This is a genomic window from Xanthomonas sp. 4461, assembly GCF_024806475.1.
In the GTDB taxonomy this organism is placed as follows: domain Bacteria; phylum Pseudomonadota; class Gammaproteobacteria; order Xanthomonadales; family Xanthomonadaceae; genus Xanthomonas; species Xanthomonas arboricola_F.
The window spans coordinates 1-16344 of the sequence record NZ_JANTYV010000010.1 but is presented as its reverse complement, the minus strand read 5'-3'; the positions used below and the strand labels follow the sequence as shown (position 1 = coordinate 16344).

The 16344-nt window shown below is 62.0% G+C and carries 12 protein-coding genes and 1 tRNA gene; all 13 read right to left on the bottom strand.

Features of this window, described 5'->3' with window-relative positions; translation table 11 throughout:
* The coding region (locus FHY19_RS22290) for a GTP-binding protein (RefSeq protein WP_259160053.1) at positions 1-94 on the bottom strand (94 nt) is incomplete at its 3' end.
* Positions 95-141: 47 nt separating this feature from the next.
* Positions 142-2259 carry an elongation factor G gene (fusA, locus tag FHY19_RS22285; RefSeq protein WP_259168641.1) on the bottom strand — a complete coding sequence of 706 codons (2118 nt, stop codon included), beginning with the start codon at positions 2257-2259 and terminating at the stop codon, positions 142-144.
* Positions 2260-2396: 137 nt separating this feature from the next.
* Positions 2397-2864 (bottom strand): 30S ribosomal protein S7, encoded by a 468-nt coding sequence (gene rpsG / locus FHY19_RS22280; RefSeq protein WP_005993356.1) that lies wholly within the window; start codon positions 2862-2864, stop codon positions 2397-2399.
* Between the two features lie 12 nt (positions 2865-2876).
* Positions 2877-3251, bottom strand: coding sequence for a 30S ribosomal protein S12 (gene rpsL / locus FHY19_RS22275; RefSeq protein ID WP_003469157.1), 375 nt, complete (start codon positions 3249-3251; stop codon positions 2877-2879).
* Between the two features lie 221 nt (positions 3252-3472).
* A complete protein-coding gene (rpoC, locus tag FHY19_RS22270) occupies positions 3473-7690 on the bottom strand; it encodes a DNA-directed RNA polymerase subunit beta' (protein ID WP_046964545.1) in 4218 nt (1405 codons plus the stop codon).
* Positions 7691-7790: 100 nt separating this feature from the next.
* A complete protein-coding gene (rpoB, locus tag FHY19_RS22265; RefSeq protein WP_046964546.1) occupies positions 7791-11942 on the bottom strand; it encodes a DNA-directed RNA polymerase subunit beta in 4152 nt (1383 codons plus the stop codon).
* Positions 11943-12237: 295 nt separating this feature from the next.
* Positions 12238-12603 (bottom strand): 50S ribosomal protein L7/L12, encoded by a 366-nt coding sequence (rplL, locus tag FHY19_RS22260; RefSeq protein ID WP_029219218.1) that lies wholly within the window; start codon positions 12601-12603, stop codon positions 12238-12240.
* Positions 12604-12658: 55 nt separating this feature from the next.
* Positions 12659-13192 carry a 50S ribosomal protein L10 gene (gene rplJ / locus FHY19_RS22255; protein WP_005993339.1) on the bottom strand — a complete coding sequence of 178 codons (534 nt, stop codon included), beginning with the start codon at positions 13190-13192 and terminating at the stop codon, positions 12659-12661.
* A gap of 547 nt (positions 13193-13739) precedes the next feature.
* Positions 13740-14438, bottom strand: coding sequence for a 50S ribosomal protein L1 (gene rplA / locus FHY19_RS22250; RefSeq protein WP_005993337.1), 699 nt, complete (start codon positions 14436-14438; stop codon positions 13740-13742).
* Between the two features lie 3 nt (positions 14439-14441).
* Positions 14442-14870 (bottom strand): 50S ribosomal protein L11, encoded by a 429-nt coding sequence (gene rplK / locus FHY19_RS22245; protein ID WP_259160048.1) that lies wholly within the window; start codon positions 14868-14870, stop codon positions 14442-14444.
* A gap of 198 nt (positions 14871-15068) precedes the next feature.
* Positions 15069-15626, bottom strand: a complete 558-nt coding sequence (gene nusG, locus FHY19_RS22240) for a transcription termination/antitermination protein NusG (protein ID WP_029219215.1) — start codon at positions 15624-15626, stop codon at positions 15069-15071.
* A 13-nt stretch (positions 15627-15639) separates the two neighbouring features.
* On the bottom strand, positions 15640-16050 hold the full coding sequence (gene secE, locus FHY19_RS22235) for a preprotein translocase subunit SecE (protein WP_046964549.1): 411 nt from the start codon (positions 16048-16050) through the stop codon (positions 15640-15642).
* Between the two features lie 49 nt (positions 16051-16099).
* Positions 16100-16175, bottom strand: a tRNA-Trp gene (locus tag FHY19_RS22230).
* Positions 16176-16344: the final 169 nt, after the last annotated feature.

Below are 16344 nucleotides of genomic sequence, written 5' to 3'. Positions count from 1 at the left end.
GCGCAGCGGTCAACGTGGTCTTGCCATGGTCAACGTGACCGATGGTGCCGACATTGACGTGCAGCTTGGTGCGCTCGAATTTAGCTTTTGCCATGACTTATCTACCTCTAATTGGAAAATTTTTGAAGCGGCTGAGCGAACTCAGCCCTTCTTGGTGACGGCGTCGGCGATGTTGGCCGGTGCCTCTTCGTAATGGTCGAATTCCATCGAGAACGTCGCACGACCCTGGCTCATCGAGCGCAGCGAGGTCGCGTAGCCGAACATCTCGCCCAGCGGGATCATCGCGTTGATGATCTTGCCCGACGGGCTGTCGTCCTGACCCTGCAGCACGCCACGACGACGGCTCACGTCGCCCATCACGTCACCCAGGTAATCCTCCGGGCTGACGATTTCGACCTTCATGATCGGCTCCAGCAACACCGGGCTGGCTTTCGCAAAGCCCTGCTTGAACGCCATCGACGCGGCCAGCTTGAACGCCATTTCCGAGGAGTCGACGTCGTGGTACGAGCCGAACACCAGCTTGACCTTCACGCCCACCACCGGGAAGCCGGCGATCGGACCACTGGTGATCGTCTCGCGCAGGCCCTTTTCGACCGAGGGGATGAATTCCTTCGGGATGATGCCGCCGGTGATGTCGTTGATGAAGAGGAAATCGTCCTTGACGTTGTCGCTCTTGCGATCCTCCTCGCTCATCGGCGACAGCTCGATCACCACGTGACCGTACTGACCCTTACCACCGGACTGCTTGGCGTGCTTGTAGTCGGACTTGACGTCGGACTTGCGGATCGTTTCGCGGTACGCCACCTGCGGCTTGCCGACGTTTGCCTCGACATTGAACTCGCGACGCATGCGGTCGACGATGATGTCCAGGTGCAACTCGCCCATGCCGGAGATGATGGTCTGGCCGGATTCTTCGTCGGTCTTGACGCGGAACGAGGGATCTTCCTGCGCCAGACGGCCCAGGGCCATGCCCATCTTTTCCTGGTCCGACTTGGTCTTGGGCTCCACCGCCATCGAGATCACCGGCTCCGGGAACACCATGCGCTCCAGGGTGATGATCTTGTCCTGCGCGCACAGGGTGTCACCGGTGGTGACATCCTTCAGACCCACGGCAGCGGCGATGTCGCCAGCGCGCACTTCCTTGATCTCTTCCCGATTGTTGGAGTGCATCTGCAGGATGCGGCCCACGCGCTCTTTCTTCGACTTGACCGGGTTATAGACCTGGTCGCCCGAATTCAGGGTGCCCGAGTAGACGCGGAAGAACGTCAGCGAACCCACGAACGGGTCGGTCATGATCTTGAACGCCAGCGCCGAGAACGGCGCAGTGTCGGTGGCGGGACGGGTGTCGTCCTTCTCGTCTTCATCGATACCCTGGACCGGCGGACGATCGGCAGGCGACGGCAGCAGGTGCACGACACCGTCGAGCATGGCCTGCACGCCCTTGTTCTTGAACGCCGAACCACAGAACACCGGCACGATCTCGACCTTCAGGGTGCGCTCGCGCAGACCCTGCAGGATCTCTTCTTCGGTCAGGTCGCCTTCGGTGAGGTACTTGTCCATCAGGTCTTCGCTGGCTTCTGCAGCCGCCTCGACCATGAACGAACGCGCCTCGGTCGCGATCTCGACCAGATCGGCCGGAATATCGCGATATTCGAAGGTGGTGCCCTGCGAGGCTGTATCCCAATGGATCGCCTTCATCTTGAGCAGGTCGACCACGCCCTCGAAGCCGTCTTCGGCGCCGATCGGCACCTGCATCGGCACGGCGTAGGCACCCAGACGGGCCTTCAGCTGCTCAACGACCTTGTCGAAGTTGGCACCGGTACGGTCCATCTTGTTGACGAAGGCCATGCGCGGCACGGAATACTTGTTGGCCTGGCGCCACACGGTCTCGGACTGCGGCTGCACGCCACCGACGGCACACAGCACGAACACCGCACCATCGAGCACGCGCAAGGAGCGCTCCACTTCGATGGTGAAGTCGACGTGCCCGGGGGTGTCGATGATGTTGAAGCGGTGCTGCGGCATGGACTTGTCCATACCCGACCAGAACGCAGTGGTCGCAGCGGAGGTGATGGTGATACCACGCTCCTGCTCCTGCTCCATCCAGTCCATCACTGCAGCGCCGTCGTGGACTTCGCCGATCTTGTGACTGACACCGGTGTAGAACAGGATGCGCTCGGAAGTGGTGGTCTTGCCGGCATCGATGTGGGCCATGATGCCGAAGTTGCGGTAACGCTCGATAGGGGTGGTGCGGGCCACGGGGAGCCTCTCAATTTCTTGGATTTCGGATGGCCGAACGCCGCCTTTCGGCGGCCTTCGGATTGGATGCGACGCGAGAAGCGTCGCAAACAGCACTCATATGGTGCTGAAGGGCCCCGTTACCAAGGCCCCCGAGGTCACCAGCGGTAGTGTGCGAACGCCTTGTTCGCTTCCGCCATGCGGTGGGTCTCTTCGCGCTTCTTGATCGCGCCGCCACGGCTTTCCGAGGCGTCCAACAGTTCTGCAGCCAGCTTGCGCGGCATGGTGTTCTCGCCACGCTTGCGCGCGGAATCGATCAACCAGCGCATTGCCAGCGCCATGCGACGGGAGGAGCGCACTTCGACGGGCACCTGATAGGTAGCACCACCGACGCGACGCGATTTGACTTCGACAGCCGGGGCCACGTTGTCCAGTGCTTTCTGCACTAGCTCGACGGCATTCGGATTCTTTTCGCCAATGACGTCCATCGCGCCATAGACAATTTTCTCAGCAACCGACTTCTTGCCACTTTGCATCACCATATTGATGAAGCGGGCAATGGTTTCGCTGCCATGCTTGGGATCAGGCAGGACGGTGCGCTGCGGAGTAGAACCTTTACGGGACATTGGAGTATTTCCTTAGCTCTTCGGGCGCTTGGCGCCGTACTTGGAACGACCTTGACGGCGCTTTGCGACGCCGGCGGCGTCCAGCGAACCACGGACGGTGTGATAACGCACACCGGGAAGATCCTTGACGCGACCACCACGAATCAGGACCACGGAGTGCTCCTGCAGGTTGTGGCCTTCACCACCGATGTAGCTGATGACCTCTTCCTGGTTCGTCAGGCGCACTTTGGCGACCTTACGCAGGGCCGAGTTCGGCTTCTTCGGGGTAGTGGTATAGACGCGTGTGCAGACGCCACGGCGCTGCGGGCACTTGTCCAGTGCCGGAGAGGCACTCTTGTAGGTGGTCGCTTGCCGGGGCTTGCGGACCAGCTGATTGATCGTTGCCATCAGTCGATTCTTCTGATTGGAGGCCGAAACGGCCTTGCATGAAAACGAAGGCAGGCCGCGAAACGGCCCACCGAGACAGAGAAGTATAGCTGGCAGGACGAAACTCCGTCAACTTCACGGAAACCTAACCCTGCTGGCCCATCCAAAGGCCGGAAAACGGAGGGCCTCCTGCCCTCCTTTTCGCCTGGCTTACGGCAGTCTTGCGACTGCCGTCGGAGCGCTTACTCCTCGTCCGCGCCAGCGTCGGCCACGGCTGCGACCGGTTCGGCCACTGCGGGCTTGCCCGACAGCGTTTCCATTTCCGAGTCGGTCAGACCCGAAGACTTGCGACGGCCGGCGTGATACGCCAGACCGGTACCGGCCGGGATCAGACGGCCCACGATCACGTTTTCCTTCAGACCGCGCAGGTTGTCGCGGGTACCGCGCACGGCAGCCTCGGTCAACACGCGGGTGGTCTCCTGGAACGACGCCGCCGAGATGAACGACTCGGTGGCCAGCGAGGCCTTGGTGATACCCAGCAACACCGGGTCGTACTTGGCCGGCAGTTCGTTGCGCGTGGTCAGGCGTGCATTTTCCTCGATGACGCGCTGGCGCTCGACCTGCTCGCCGTTGAGGAACTTGCTGTTGCCCTGGTCGACGATCTCGACCTTGCGCAACATCTGACGCGTGATCACTTCGATGTGCTTGTCGTTGATCTTCACGCCCTGCAGGCGATACACGTCCTGGATTTCCTTGACCAGATACGCGGCCAGCGGCTCGACACCCAGCAGACGCAGGATGTCCTGCGGGCTCGGCTCGCCGTCCACCACGGTTTCGCCCTTGGTCACGTGCTCGCCTTCGAACACGATGATCTGGCGGTACTTCGGGATCAGCTCTTCGTGTTCCGAACCATCGGTGTCCTTGATGATCAGGCGCTGCTTACCCTTGGTGTCCTTACCGAAACTGATGATGCCCGAGCGCTCGGCCAGGATCGCCGGATCCTTCGGCTTGCGTGCTTCGAACAGGTCGGCAACGCGCGGCAGACCACCGGTGATGTCGCGGGTCTTGGACGCTTCCTGCGGAATCTTCGCAACCACGTCTCCCACGCCGACGGCAGCGCCGTCCTGCAGGTTGACGATGGAGCGCGGCGGCAGCAGGTACTGCGCCGGCAGATCGGTGTTCGGGATGGTCAGGTCGTTGCCCTTGCCATCGACGATGCGCACGATCGGGCGCAGTTCCTTGGCCTGTGCACCGCGACGCTTCGGGTCGGTGATTTCGCGCGACGCCAGGCCGGTCAGCTCGTCGGTCTTCTCGATGACGGTGACGCCGTCGACGAAGTCGATGAAGCGGATGAAACCGGCCACTTCCGACACGATCGGATGGTTATGCGGATCCCAGTTGGCCACGCCCTGCCCGGCCTTGACCGCATCGCCGTCCTTTGCGGTGATGGTGGCGCCGTACGGCAGCTTGTAACGCTCGCGTTCGCGACCGTGGCCGTCGAGCACGGACAGTTCGCCCGAACGCGAGACCGCAACCAGCGAGCCATTGGCATGCTCGACCGACTTCAAGTTGTTGAACTTGATCGAACCGGTGGTCTTGACGGTGATGTTGTCCACTGCCGCCGCACGCGATGCCGCACCACCGATGTGGAACGTACGCATGGTCAGCTGGGTACCCGGCTCACCGATCGACTGGGCGGCGATGACGCCGACCGCTTCACCGATGTTGACCTGGTGACCGCGTGCGAGATCGCGACCGTAGCAACGTGCGCACACGCCGAACGAGGACTCGCAGCTGATGGTCGAGCGCACCTTCACCGACTGCACGCTGGCGTCTTCCAGCTTGGCAACCCAGGCTTCGTCGAGCAGCGTGTTGCGGGTGACGATGGGTTCTTCGTCGTTGCCCGGCAGGTACACATCCTCGGCCACGACACGACCCAGCACGCGCTCCTTCAACGGCTCCACCACGTCGCCGCCTTCCACGATCGGGGTCATGATCAACCCCTCGGTGGTGCCGCAATCGACTTCGGTGATCACCACGTCCTGCGCGACGTCGACCAGACGACGGGTCAGATAACCCGAGTTCGCGGTCTTGAGCGCGGTATCGGCCAGACCCTTACGGGCACCGTGGGTGGAGTTGAAGTACTCCTGCACGTTCAGGCCTTCGCGGAAGTTGGCCTTGATGGGCGTCTCGATGATCGAGCCGTCCGGACGCGCCATCAGGCCGCGCATACCGGCCAGCTGACGGATCTGCGCCTGGCTACCACGCGCACCGGAGTCGGCCATGATGTACAGCGAATTCATCGACTTCTGGTCGATGGTTTCGCCCTTGGCATTTTCGACCTTCTCGGTACCGATGGTGTCCATCATCGCCTTGGCGATGCGCTCGCTGGTACGCGACCAGATGTCCACGACCTTGTTGTAGCGCTCGCCGGCGGTGACCAGGCCCGACTGGTACTGCTCCTGGATTTCCAGCACTTCGGCTTCGGCCTCGGTGAGGATGCCCTTCTTCTCGTCAGGGATCAGCATGTCGTCGATGCCGATCGACACGCCTGCGCGGGTGGCGTAGGCGTAGCCGGTGTACATCAGCTTGTCGGCGAACACGACGGTGTCCTTCAAACCCAGCAGACGGTAGCTGGAGTTGATCAGACGCGAGATGTTCTTCTTGGTCATCTCGGTGTTGGCCAGCTGGAACGGCAGGCCTTCGGGCAGGATTTCGCTCAACAGCGCACGACCGACCGTGGTGTCCACGATCGAGGTGCCGCTGGTGCGCTTGCCATCGACGGCGTCAACGTCCACCTGGGTGATGCGGACCTTGACCTTGGCGTGCAGTTCCACCACGCGGTTGTCGTAGGCGCGCTTCACTTCGCTGGTGTTGGCAAACACCATGCCCTCGCCCTTCTTGTTCTCCAGGGCGCGGCTCATGTAGTACAGGCCCAACACCACGTCCTGCGACGGCACGATGATCGGCTCGCCGTTGGCCGGCGACAGGATGTTGTTGGTGGACATCATCAGCGCACGCGCTTCCAGCTGGGCTTCCAGCGAGAGCGGCACGTGGACGGCCATCTGGTCACCGTCGAAGTCGGCGTTGAACGCGGTACACACCAGCGGATGCAGCTGGATGGCCTTGCCTTCGATCAACACCGGTTCGAACGCCTGGATGCCCAGACGGTGCAGGGTCGGCGCACGGTTCAGCAGCACCGGATGCTCGCGGATCACTTCTTCGAGGATGTCCCAGACTTCGGCTTCTTCGCGCTCGACCAGCTTCTTGGCGGCCTTGATGGTGGTGGCCAGGCCACGACGCTGCAGCTTGGCGAACACGAACGGCTTGAACAGCTCCAGCGCCATCTTCTTCGGCAGGCCGCACTGGTGCAGCTTGAGGTACGGACCGACGGTGATGACCGAACGACCGGAGTAGTCCACGCGCTTGCCGAGCAGGTTCTGACGGAACCGGCCCTGCTTGCCCTTGATCATGTCGGCCAGCGACTTCAGCGGACGCTTGTTGGTGCCGGTGATGGCACGGCCGCGACGGCCGTTGTCCAGCAGCGCATCGACCGATTCCTGCAGCATGCGCTTTTCGTTGCGCACGATGATGTCCGGCGCATTGAGCTCGAGCAGGCGACGCAGGCGGTTGTTGCGGTTGATCACGCGGCGGTACAGATCGTTCAGATCCGAAGTCGCGAAACGGCCACCATCCAGCGGCACCAGCGGACGCAGGTCCGGCGGCAGCACGGGAAGCACGGTCATGACCATCCACTCCGGACGGTTGCCCGATTCCAGGAAGGCTTCGATCAGCTTGATGCGCTTGGTGAGGCGCTTGAGCTTGGTTTCCGAACCGGTGCTGGCGATTTCCTCGCGCAGGCGGGTCATTTCCGACTGCAGGTCGATCGTGCGCAGCAGCTCGTACACGGCCTCGGCGCCCATGGCGGCGTCGAAGTCGTCGTTGTACTCCTGGCGTGCGGTCAGGTACTGCTCTTCGGTCAGCAGCTGGCGGCGCTCGAGCGGAGTCAGGCCCGGCTCGGTGACCACGTAGGCTTCGAAGTACAGCACGCGCTCGATGTCGCGCAGGGTCATGTCCAGCATCAGGCCGATGCGCGAAGGCAGCGACTTGAGGAACCAGATGTGCGCGACCGGCGAGGCCAGGTCGATGTGACCCATACGCTCGCGACGCACCTTGGCCAGGGTGACTTCGGTACCGCACTTTTCGCAGACCACGCCGCGGTGCTTCATGCGCTTGTACTTGCCGCACAGGCACTCGTAGTCCTTGATCGGACCAAAGATTGCGGCACAGAACAGGCCGTCACGCTCCGGCTTGAAGGTGCGGTAGTTGATGGTTTCGGGCTTCTTCACTTCGCCGTAGGACCACGAACGGATCAGGTCCGGCGACGCCAGCGCGATCTTGATCGCGTCGAAATCCAGCGTCTGGCGCTGCTGATTGAAGAGGTTGAGCAGGTCTTTCATTTGATATCTCCGGGTCGGAGGAATTTCGTATCTGAGATGAAACCGAGGGTCTTGCGTTCCGGCTCCCGGCACCGCATCACGGCGCCGGGGTCCGGCTCGATCACTCTTCCAGTTCCATGTTGATCGCCAGCGAGCGGATTTCCTTCACCAACACGTTGAAGGATTCCGGCATGCCCGCGACCATCTCGTGCTCACCATCGACGATGTTCTTGTACATCTGGTTGCGGCCCTGCACGTCGTCGGACTTCACCGTCAGCATTTCCTGCAGGGTGTAGGCCGCGCCGTAGGCTTCCAGCGCCCAGACTTCCATCTCACCGAAGCGCTGACCACCGAACTGCGCCTTGCCGCCCAGCGGCTGCTGGGTGACGAGCGAGTACGGGCCGGTCGAGCGTGCATGCATCTTGTCGTCGACCAGGTGGTTCAACTTCAGGTAGTGCATGTAGCCGACGGTGGTCTTGCGATCGAACGCTTCGCCGGTACGACCGTCGTACAACTGGGTCTGACCGCTCTGCGGCAGCTCGGCCAGTTCCAGCATGCGCTTGATTTCCGCTTCGCTGGCGCCGTCGAACACCGGGGTAGCCATCGGCACGCCATCGATCAGGTTCTTGCCCAGGTTGAGCAGCTCCTCATCGCTGAACTGCGACAGATCCACGCGCTGTGCATTGATCGCGCTGTCGTGGTTGTAGATGTCGTCCAGGAACTTGCGCAGCTCGCTGACCGCCGCCTGGGCTTCCAGCATGCGCTGGATCTTGCGACCCAAGCCCTTGGCGGCCCAGCCCAGATGCACTTCCAGAATCTGGCCGATGTTCATACGCGACGGCACGCCGAGCGGGTTCAGCACGATGTCGACCGGCTCGCCGGTGGCCATGTACGGCATGTCCTCGACCGGCACGACATTGGAGACCACACCCTTGTTGCCGTGGCGGCCGGCCATCTTGTCGCCCGGCTGGATGCGGCGCTTCACGGCCAGGAACACCTTGACCATCTTCAGCACGCCCGGTGCGAGGTCGTCGCCCTGGGTGATCTTGCCGCGCTTGTCGGCAAAGCGTGCTTCGAATTCCTTCTCGTGCGCCTGGATCTGCTTCTGCGCGCGCTCGATGGCGTCGGCAGCGTCTTCGTCCTTCATGCGCAACTGGAACCAATCGGACTTCTTCAGCCCGTCCAGGTACGCGTCGGTGACGTTGTCGCCCTTCTTCAGGTTCGGACCGCCGTTGGCGACCTTGCCCACGATCTGCGAGCGCAGACGTGCGTAGATGGCCGCTTCCAGGATGCGGAACTGGTCGTCGAAGTCCTTCTTGACGCGCTTGATTTCGGACTCTTCGATCTGACGCGCACGCTTGTCCTTCTCGATGCCGTCGCGGGTGAAGACCTGCACGTCGATGACGGTGCCGTCCATGCCCGGGGGCACGCGCAGCGAGCTGTCCTTCACGTCGGACGCCTTCTCACCGAAGATCGCACGCAGCAGCTTTTCTTCCGGAGTCAGCTGGCTCTCGCCCTTCGGCGTGACCTTGCCGACCATGATGTCGCCGGCGCGCACTTCCGCACCGATGTACACCACGCCGCTCTCGTCCAGACGGTTCAGTGCCTGCTCGGACACGTTCGGGATGTCGGCGGAAATTTCCTCCGGCCCCAGCTTGGTGTCGCGCGCAACGCAGGTCAGCTCTTCGATGTGGATCGTGGTGTAACGATCCTCTTCCACCACGCGCTCGGAGAGCAGGATGGAGTCTTCGAAGTTGTAGCCGTTCCACGGCATGAACGCGATCAGCATGTTCTGGCCCAGGGCCAGCTCACCGATGTCGGTGGACGGGCCGTCGGCCAGCACGTCGCCGCGCGCGATCACGTCTCCCACGTTCACCAGCGGACGCTGGTTGATGCAGGTGTTCTGGTTGGAGCGGGTGTACTTGATCAGGTTGTAGATATCCACGCCGGCATCGGTGCCGCCGCCGATTTCTGCCTCGTTGACCTTGACCACGATGCGGGCCGCGTCGATCTGTTCGATCACGCCACCACGCAACGCATTGACGGTCACGCCGGAGTCGCGCGCCACCGCACGCTCGATGCCGGTACCGACCAGCGGCTTTTGCGAACGCAGCGTCGGCACGGCCTGGCGCTGCATGTTGGCGCCCATCAATGCGCGGTTGGCGTCGTCGTGTTCCAGGAACGGCACCAGCGCCGCGGCGACCGACACGGTCTGCATCGGCGACACGTCCATGAAGTGCACTTCGGCCGGCGGCTTCAGCAACGACTCACCCTGGAACCGGCACGGCACGAACTGCTCGGTGAGCATGTTCTTGGCGTCGGTCAGCGCGTTCGCCTGGGCGATCACGTACTCGTTTTCCTCGATCGCCGACAGGTACTCGACGTCGTCGGAGACCTTGCCGTCCAGCACCTTGCGGTACGGCGTCTCGAGGAAGCCGTACTGGTTGGTGCGGGCGAACACGGCCAGCGAGTTGATCAGGCCGATGTTCGGGCCTTCCGGCGTTTCGATGGTGCAGACGCGTCCGTAATGGGTCGGGTGCACGTCGCGCACTTCGAAGCCGGCGCGCTCGCGGGTCAGGCCGCCCGGGCCCAGTGCGGAGACGCGACGCTTGTGCGTCACTTCCGACAGCGGGTTGTTCTGGTCCATGAACTGCGACAGCTGCGAGGAGCCGAAGAATTCCTTGATCGCCGCAGCCACCGGCTTGGCGTTGATCAGTTCCTGCGGGGTCAGGCCTTCGGATTCGGCCATCGACAGGCGTTCCTTGACCGCGCGCTCGACGCGAACCAGGCCCACGCGGAACACGTTCTCGGCCATTTCGCCGACCGAACGCACGCGACGGTTACCCAGGTGATCGATGTCATCGACCACGCCGCGACCGTTACGGATCTCGGTCAGCACCTTGATCACTTCCAGGATGTCGGAGGTGTCGGTGTGCTCGGCGACCAGGCGCTTGGATTCTTCGTCGTTACGCTCGGCGAAGTACTTCTTGTCGTACAGCACCGACTCGCCCAGCACGTCCTTACGGCCGACGCGACGGTTGAACTTCATGCGGCCGACCGTGGACAGGTCGTAACGCTCGAAGGTGAAGAACAGGTTGTGGAACAGGTTCTGCGCGGCTTCCTTGGTCGGCGGCTCGCCCGGACGCATCATGCGGTAGATCTCGACCAGCGCTTCCAGCTGGGTCTTGGTCGGATCGATGCGCAAGGTGTTGGACAGGTACGGGCCACGATCCAGATCGTTCACCCACAGGGTGCCCACCGCGTCGACGCCGGCCTTGCGGAAGGCAGCCAGCTGGTCTTCGCTGATCTCGTCATTGGCATTGGCCAGCAGTTCGCCGGTCGAGCCATCGACCACGTCGTGCGACAGGATGCGGCCGACCAGGTAGTCGTCCGGCACGGCCAGCGCGGCGACGCCGGCGGCTTCCAGCTGCTTGACGTGACGGGCAGTGATGCGCTTGCCCGCTTCCACGATGACCTTGTCGCCATCGGCCAGGTCGAAGTTCAGCGTTTCACCACGCAGACGCTCCGGCACCAGCTCCAGCTGCACGCCTTCGTCCGGGTTGATATGGAAGGTGTTGATCTCGAAGAACTCGGCCAGCATCTCTTCGTTGCTGTAGCCGAGCGCGCGCAGCAGGATCGACACCGGCAGCTTGCGGCGACGGTCGATACGGGTGAACAGCGCGTCCTTCGGGTCGAACTCGAAGTCCAGCCAGGAACCGCGGTACGGAATGATGCGGGCGCTGTACAGCAGCTTGCCCGAGCTGTGGGTCTTGCCACGGTCGTGGTCGAAGAACACACCCGGCGAGCGGTGCAGCTGCGACACGATCACGCGCTCGGTGCCGTTGACGATGAAGGTACCGTTGCCGGTCATCAGCGGGATTTCGCCGAGGTAGACCTCCTGCTCCTTCACGTACTTGATGGCCTTGGTCGACGACTCGCGGTCGTAGATCACCAGGCGCACGGTCACGCGCAGCGGCGCGCCATAGCTCATTCCGCGCTGACGGCATTCACGCTCGTCAAACACCGGCTGACCCAGCTTGTAGCCCACGTACTCGAGCGCAGCGTTGCCGCTGTAGCTAGAGATCGGGAACACCGACTTCAGAGCGGCATGCAGACCGAGGTCCTTGCGCTTGGTCGGCTCCACGTCTTCCTGCAGGAATTCGCGGTAGGAATCCACCTGGATAGCAAGCAGGAACGGCACTTCGAGGATCGAGCGCTGCTTACCGAAATCCTTGCGGATACGCTTTTTTTCGGTGAACGAATAAGACGTCATGAGGTCTTCACCCTAGGCTGCGGGGGCCGCGTCGCGGCGGCCCTGAAATAACAAAATTGTCAGTTGGAAGTCGCTGGTATTGCCGGCACCAGCACGCCTTCTCCCGCTACTTCCAACTACCAACTCGGTGAAGCGGGGATTGGGGATGGCGGGATTGGGGATGCGCGAAGATTGCCTTCGAATCCCGAATTCCGCCGCTCAAATCCCGGCTTTCCATCAACGGCCAAAGGCCGGGAGCTCTACGCTCCCAGCCTTCAGTGCATCACCATGAAACGCTGGCGATGCAAGGTATTGCTTACTTGATTTCGACAGTCGCGCCGGCTTCGGTCAGTTCTTTCTTGATCTTCTCGGCTTCGTCCTTGGTGGCGCCTTCCTTCAGCATGCCACCGGCTTCGGTCAGGTCCTTGGCTTCCTTCAGACCCAGGCCGGTCACGGCACGGACGGCCTTGATGACGCCGACCTTGTTGGCGCCGCAGTTGGTCAGCACCACGTTGAACTCGGTCTGCTCTTCGACCACGGCGGCCGGGCCGGCTGCAGCGGCAGCGACCGGGGCGGCGGCGGAGACGCCGAACTTTTCTTCGATGGCCTTGACCAGCTCCATCACTTCCATCAGGGACTTCTCGGCGATGGCGTCGACGATCTGTTCGTTGGTAAGGGACATTGTGATTACCTTTTAGAAATTGATTCTGGAATGGTTTCTAGCAGACGCTAGGACATCAAGCTTCGGCAGTCTCGGCGACCGGCGCGGCGGCTTCGTCGCCACCACCCTGCTTGTCGCCAACGGCCTTGACGGCACGGGCGAACATGGCAGCCGGTTCGGACAGCACGCGTGCCAGCATCGCCAGAGCCTGATCGCGGGTCGGCAGCGAAGCCAACACGTCGACGTGGCTGGCCGGGAACAGTTCCCCGCCGATTGCCACAACCTTGGCCTGCAGCTTGTCGTTGCTCTTGGCAAATTCCTTGATCAGGCGACCGGCAGCGCCGGGCTCCTCCATCGAAAACGCATACACCAAAGGACCGACCAGCTTGTCAGACGCGACAGCAAATTCGGTACCTTCGACGGCACGCACGGCCAGGGTGTTCTTGACAACTTTCAAGAACACACCGGTTTCGCGGGCCTGCTTGCGCATCGCGGTCATCTGGGAGACCGTGGTGCCAGCGTATTCGGCGGCGATCAGGGAGTGGGCCTTGGCGGCGATGTCTGCCAGCTCGGCGACTACTTCTTGCTTCTGGGACAGATTGAGAGCCATTGCACTCCTCCGTTAAAGCCGGGATTGGTGATTGGTGATTGGTGATTCGTCGAAAGCCATGAAGCCGCTCCTGCAAATCCCCAATGCCAAATCCCTAATCCCCGCTTCAAACTACTCCGCTCGCGGCTCCTGCCGGTTGCGGTCCAGGGCAGCCTCCTTCCTGGAAGCCGGGAACATCGACCGATGTTCCTTTGGTGGCCGTTCTAGACCTGGAGTGGGCTCGATCCGGGATGTCCCAGACGCGCGTAAACCAGAAAACTCCAGAAGGGCGACACCATCTACGCCGGCCAGTTCGAAACGAACCAATTAAGCGATCCCGCTGCATCGACGGCGACTCCAGGCCAGTGCGAGCATCCCTGCCCGTCGTCGATCTGCGCTGACCGCGCCTGCGGTCTTTGACGGCTACCGCCGAACATGCCGGCGATCGCCTTCAAAATGTCCGTTACCCCAAAGGAGGGAACGGACTCCCAGCACACGGTAACCCGGGCCGGAAAAACAATGCAGTACTGCACAAACACGTCAGGCACATGACGCCCGACACGTTCGATTACTTCAGCGACAGGCTCGACTGATCAACCGTCACGCCCGGGCCCATCGTCGAGCTGACCGATACCTTCTGCAGGTAGGTGCCCTTCGAGGTCGCCGGCTTGGCCTTGACCAGATCCAGCAGCAGCGCCTGCAGGTTCGACTTCAGCGCTTCGTCGTCGAAGCTGGCCTTGCCGATGGTGCAGTGGATGATGCCGGCCTTGTCGGTGCGGTAACGCACCTGGCCCGACTTGGCGTTCTTGACCGCTTCGCCCGGGTTGGCCGACACGGTGCCGACCTTCGGGTTCGGCATCAGGCCGCGCGGACCCAGCAGGGTGCCCAGCTTACCGACAACGCGCATGGCGTCCGGAGTCGCAATGACCACGTCGTAGTTCAGATCACCGGCCTGCATCTTCTCGGCCAGGTCGTCCATGCCCACTGCCTCGGCGCCCGCAGCCAGGGCTTCGTCAGCCTTGGCGCCTGCCGGTGCGAACACTGCAACGCGCACGCTCTTGCCGGTACCGGCGGGAAGCACGGTCGAACCGCGTACCTGCTGATCGGACTTCTTGGCGTCCACGCCCAGGCGCACGGCGACGTCGATGGATTCGACGAACTTGGCCTTGGTGGCGGTCTTCAGGATCTTGATTGCGTCTTCGAAGGCATAGCTCTTGCCCGGAACGACTGCGGCCGCAATGGCCTTAACGCGCTTGTTCTGTGCCATGTCTTAGCCCTCCACCGTCAAACCCATGCTGCGGGCGGTACCCGCAATCGTGCGAACTGCCGCTTCGAGCTCGGCCGCCGTCAGATCGGCTTCCTTGGTCTTGGCGATCTCTTCCAGCTGCTTGCGCGTCACCTTGCCGACCTTGTCGCTGTTAGGACGCTTCGAACCGGAAGTCACGCCCGCCGCCTTCTTGAGCAGCACGCTTGCCGGGGTGCTCTTGGTCACGAAGGTGAAGGTACGATCGGAATACGCGGTGATGATCACCGGCGTCGGCAAACCCGGCTCCAGCTTGGAGGTCGCAGCGTTGAACGCCTTGCAGAATTCCATGATGTTCAAACCGCGCTGACCCAGTGCAGGGCCGACCGGCGGTGCAGGATTGGCCTGACCGGCCTTGACCTGCAACTTGATGTAGGCAGTTATTTTCTTAGCCATTTCAATACTCTCCGGGTGCTAACGCCTGACAACAGGCTCCCCATCGGACCGGGAGAATCACGCGTCCCGGCGTCGCGTTGCGTACAACACGCTGATGGCCGCCATGCGGCAGCCATTGTTTACCCGGCGGTCGCCAGGTCAGCGAGCCGCGCACTATAGCAGCATTCAAGGCAGGCGCCTAGCAGGCGCCTGCTCGGGTCAGCCCTTCTCGACCTGGCCGAACTCAAGCTCGACCGGCGTGGAGCGACCAAAGATGAGCACGGCGACACGCAACCGGCTCTTCTCGTAGTTGACTTCTTCAACAACGCCATTGAAGTCGTTGAACGGGCCATCGGTGACACGCACCATCTGACCCGGCTCGAACAACACCTTCGGACGCGGCTTTTCGACACCATCCTGCACACGCTGCAGGATCGCATCGGCCTCTTCGTCGCGAATCGGCAACGGACGATCAGCGGTACCGCCAATGAAACCCATCACCTTGGAAGTTTCCTTCACCAGATGCCAGCTTTCGTTGTCGATGCGCGGAATACCGGCTTCTTCGTGGGTTTCGATCTGGACCAGCACGTAGCCGGGAAAGAACTTACGCTCGGACCGACGCTTCTGGCCGGCGCGCATCTCGATGACCTCTTCGGTCGGCACCAGCACTTCACCGAAACGATCTTCCATCTCGGTGCGGACGATGCGATCGCGCAGCGCCTGCGCAACAGATTTTTCAAAGCCTGAATAGGCGTGAACGACGTACCAACGCTTCACTGCTTGATTCTCCTCAACGAGCCAGGAACCACTGCGTGAGCTTCTGGATGACGAAGTCGAAGCCGCCCAACAGCAAACTCAGAATGATCACAACAACAATCACGACCCAGGTCGTGCGAATGGCTTCCTGACGCGTTGGCCAGACCACCTTACGCAACTCAAACCTGGATTCGGACATGAATTCGCGGGTTTCCCGGCCTTTGCCGGTCCCCAGAAAGACAAATGCACCTGCCACCAGCCCGACGATGACAGCCAGCGCACGCAACTGCGGCGTCCAGGCTCCCAGCTGCGTGGCGCGCTCCGGTGCAGAAAACCAGAACCACACAAACAGCCCCGCAACCACCAGGATCGCGGAGAGCACGTATTTCACGATATCAGCGCTGGCAGCAGACGCGCTTTTGGAAGGCTCGATTTTGCTATTCATCCGGCTCTAGTTACCGATCTGACCCGAATCGCTGGGCCGGAAAGAGGAGTGGCACGCCAGGAGGGACTCGAACCCCCAACCTGCGGTTTTGGAGACCGCTGCTCTGCCAATTGAGCTACTGGCGTATGTACTCGTTTACCGCAAACCCTAAGACAACGAAGGCGGACCGCGGTTCAGCCGGCCCGCCATTCGCGCAAATTCGGCGACCGAAGCCGCCGAACTGCAGGTATTGCTTACTTGATGACCTTGGCAACCACGCCGGCGCCGACGGTACGGCCGCCTTCGCGAATCGCG

Coding starts and splice junctions, on each gene's coding strand:
- rplK (WP_259160048.1), bottom strand. CDS start 14,870: ATGGCTAAGAAAATAACTGCCTACATCAAGTTGCAGGTCAAGGCCGGT.
- secE (WP_046964549.1), bottom strand. CDS start 16,050: ATGAATAGCAAAATCGAGCCTTCCAAAAGCGCGTCTGCTGCCAGCGCT.
- rplJ (WP_005993339.1), bottom strand. CDS start 13,192: ATGGCTCTCAATCTGTCCCAGAAGCAAGAAGTAGTCGCCGAGCTGGCA.
- rplA (WP_005993337.1), bottom strand. CDS start 14,438: ATGGCACAGAACAAGCGCGTTAAGGCCATTGCGGCCGCAGTCGTTCCG.
- rpoC (WP_046964545.1), bottom strand. CDS start 7,690: ATGAAAGACCTGCTCAACCTCTTCAATCAGCAGCGCCAGACGCTGGAT.
- rpsL (WP_003469157.1), bottom strand. CDS start 3,251: ATGGCAACGATCAATCAGCTGGTCCGCAAGCCCCGGCAAGCGACCACC.
- rpoB (WP_046964546.1), bottom strand. CDS start 11,942: ATGACGTCTTATTCGTTCACCGAAAAAAAGCGTATCCGCAAGGATTTC.
- rpsG (WP_005993356.1), bottom strand. CDS start 2,864: ATGTCCCGTAAAGGTTCTACTCCGCAGCGCACCGTCCTGCCTGATCCC.
- rplL (WP_029219218.1), bottom strand. CDS start 12,603: ATGTCCCTTACCAACGAACAGATCGTCGACGCCATCGCCGAGAAGTCC.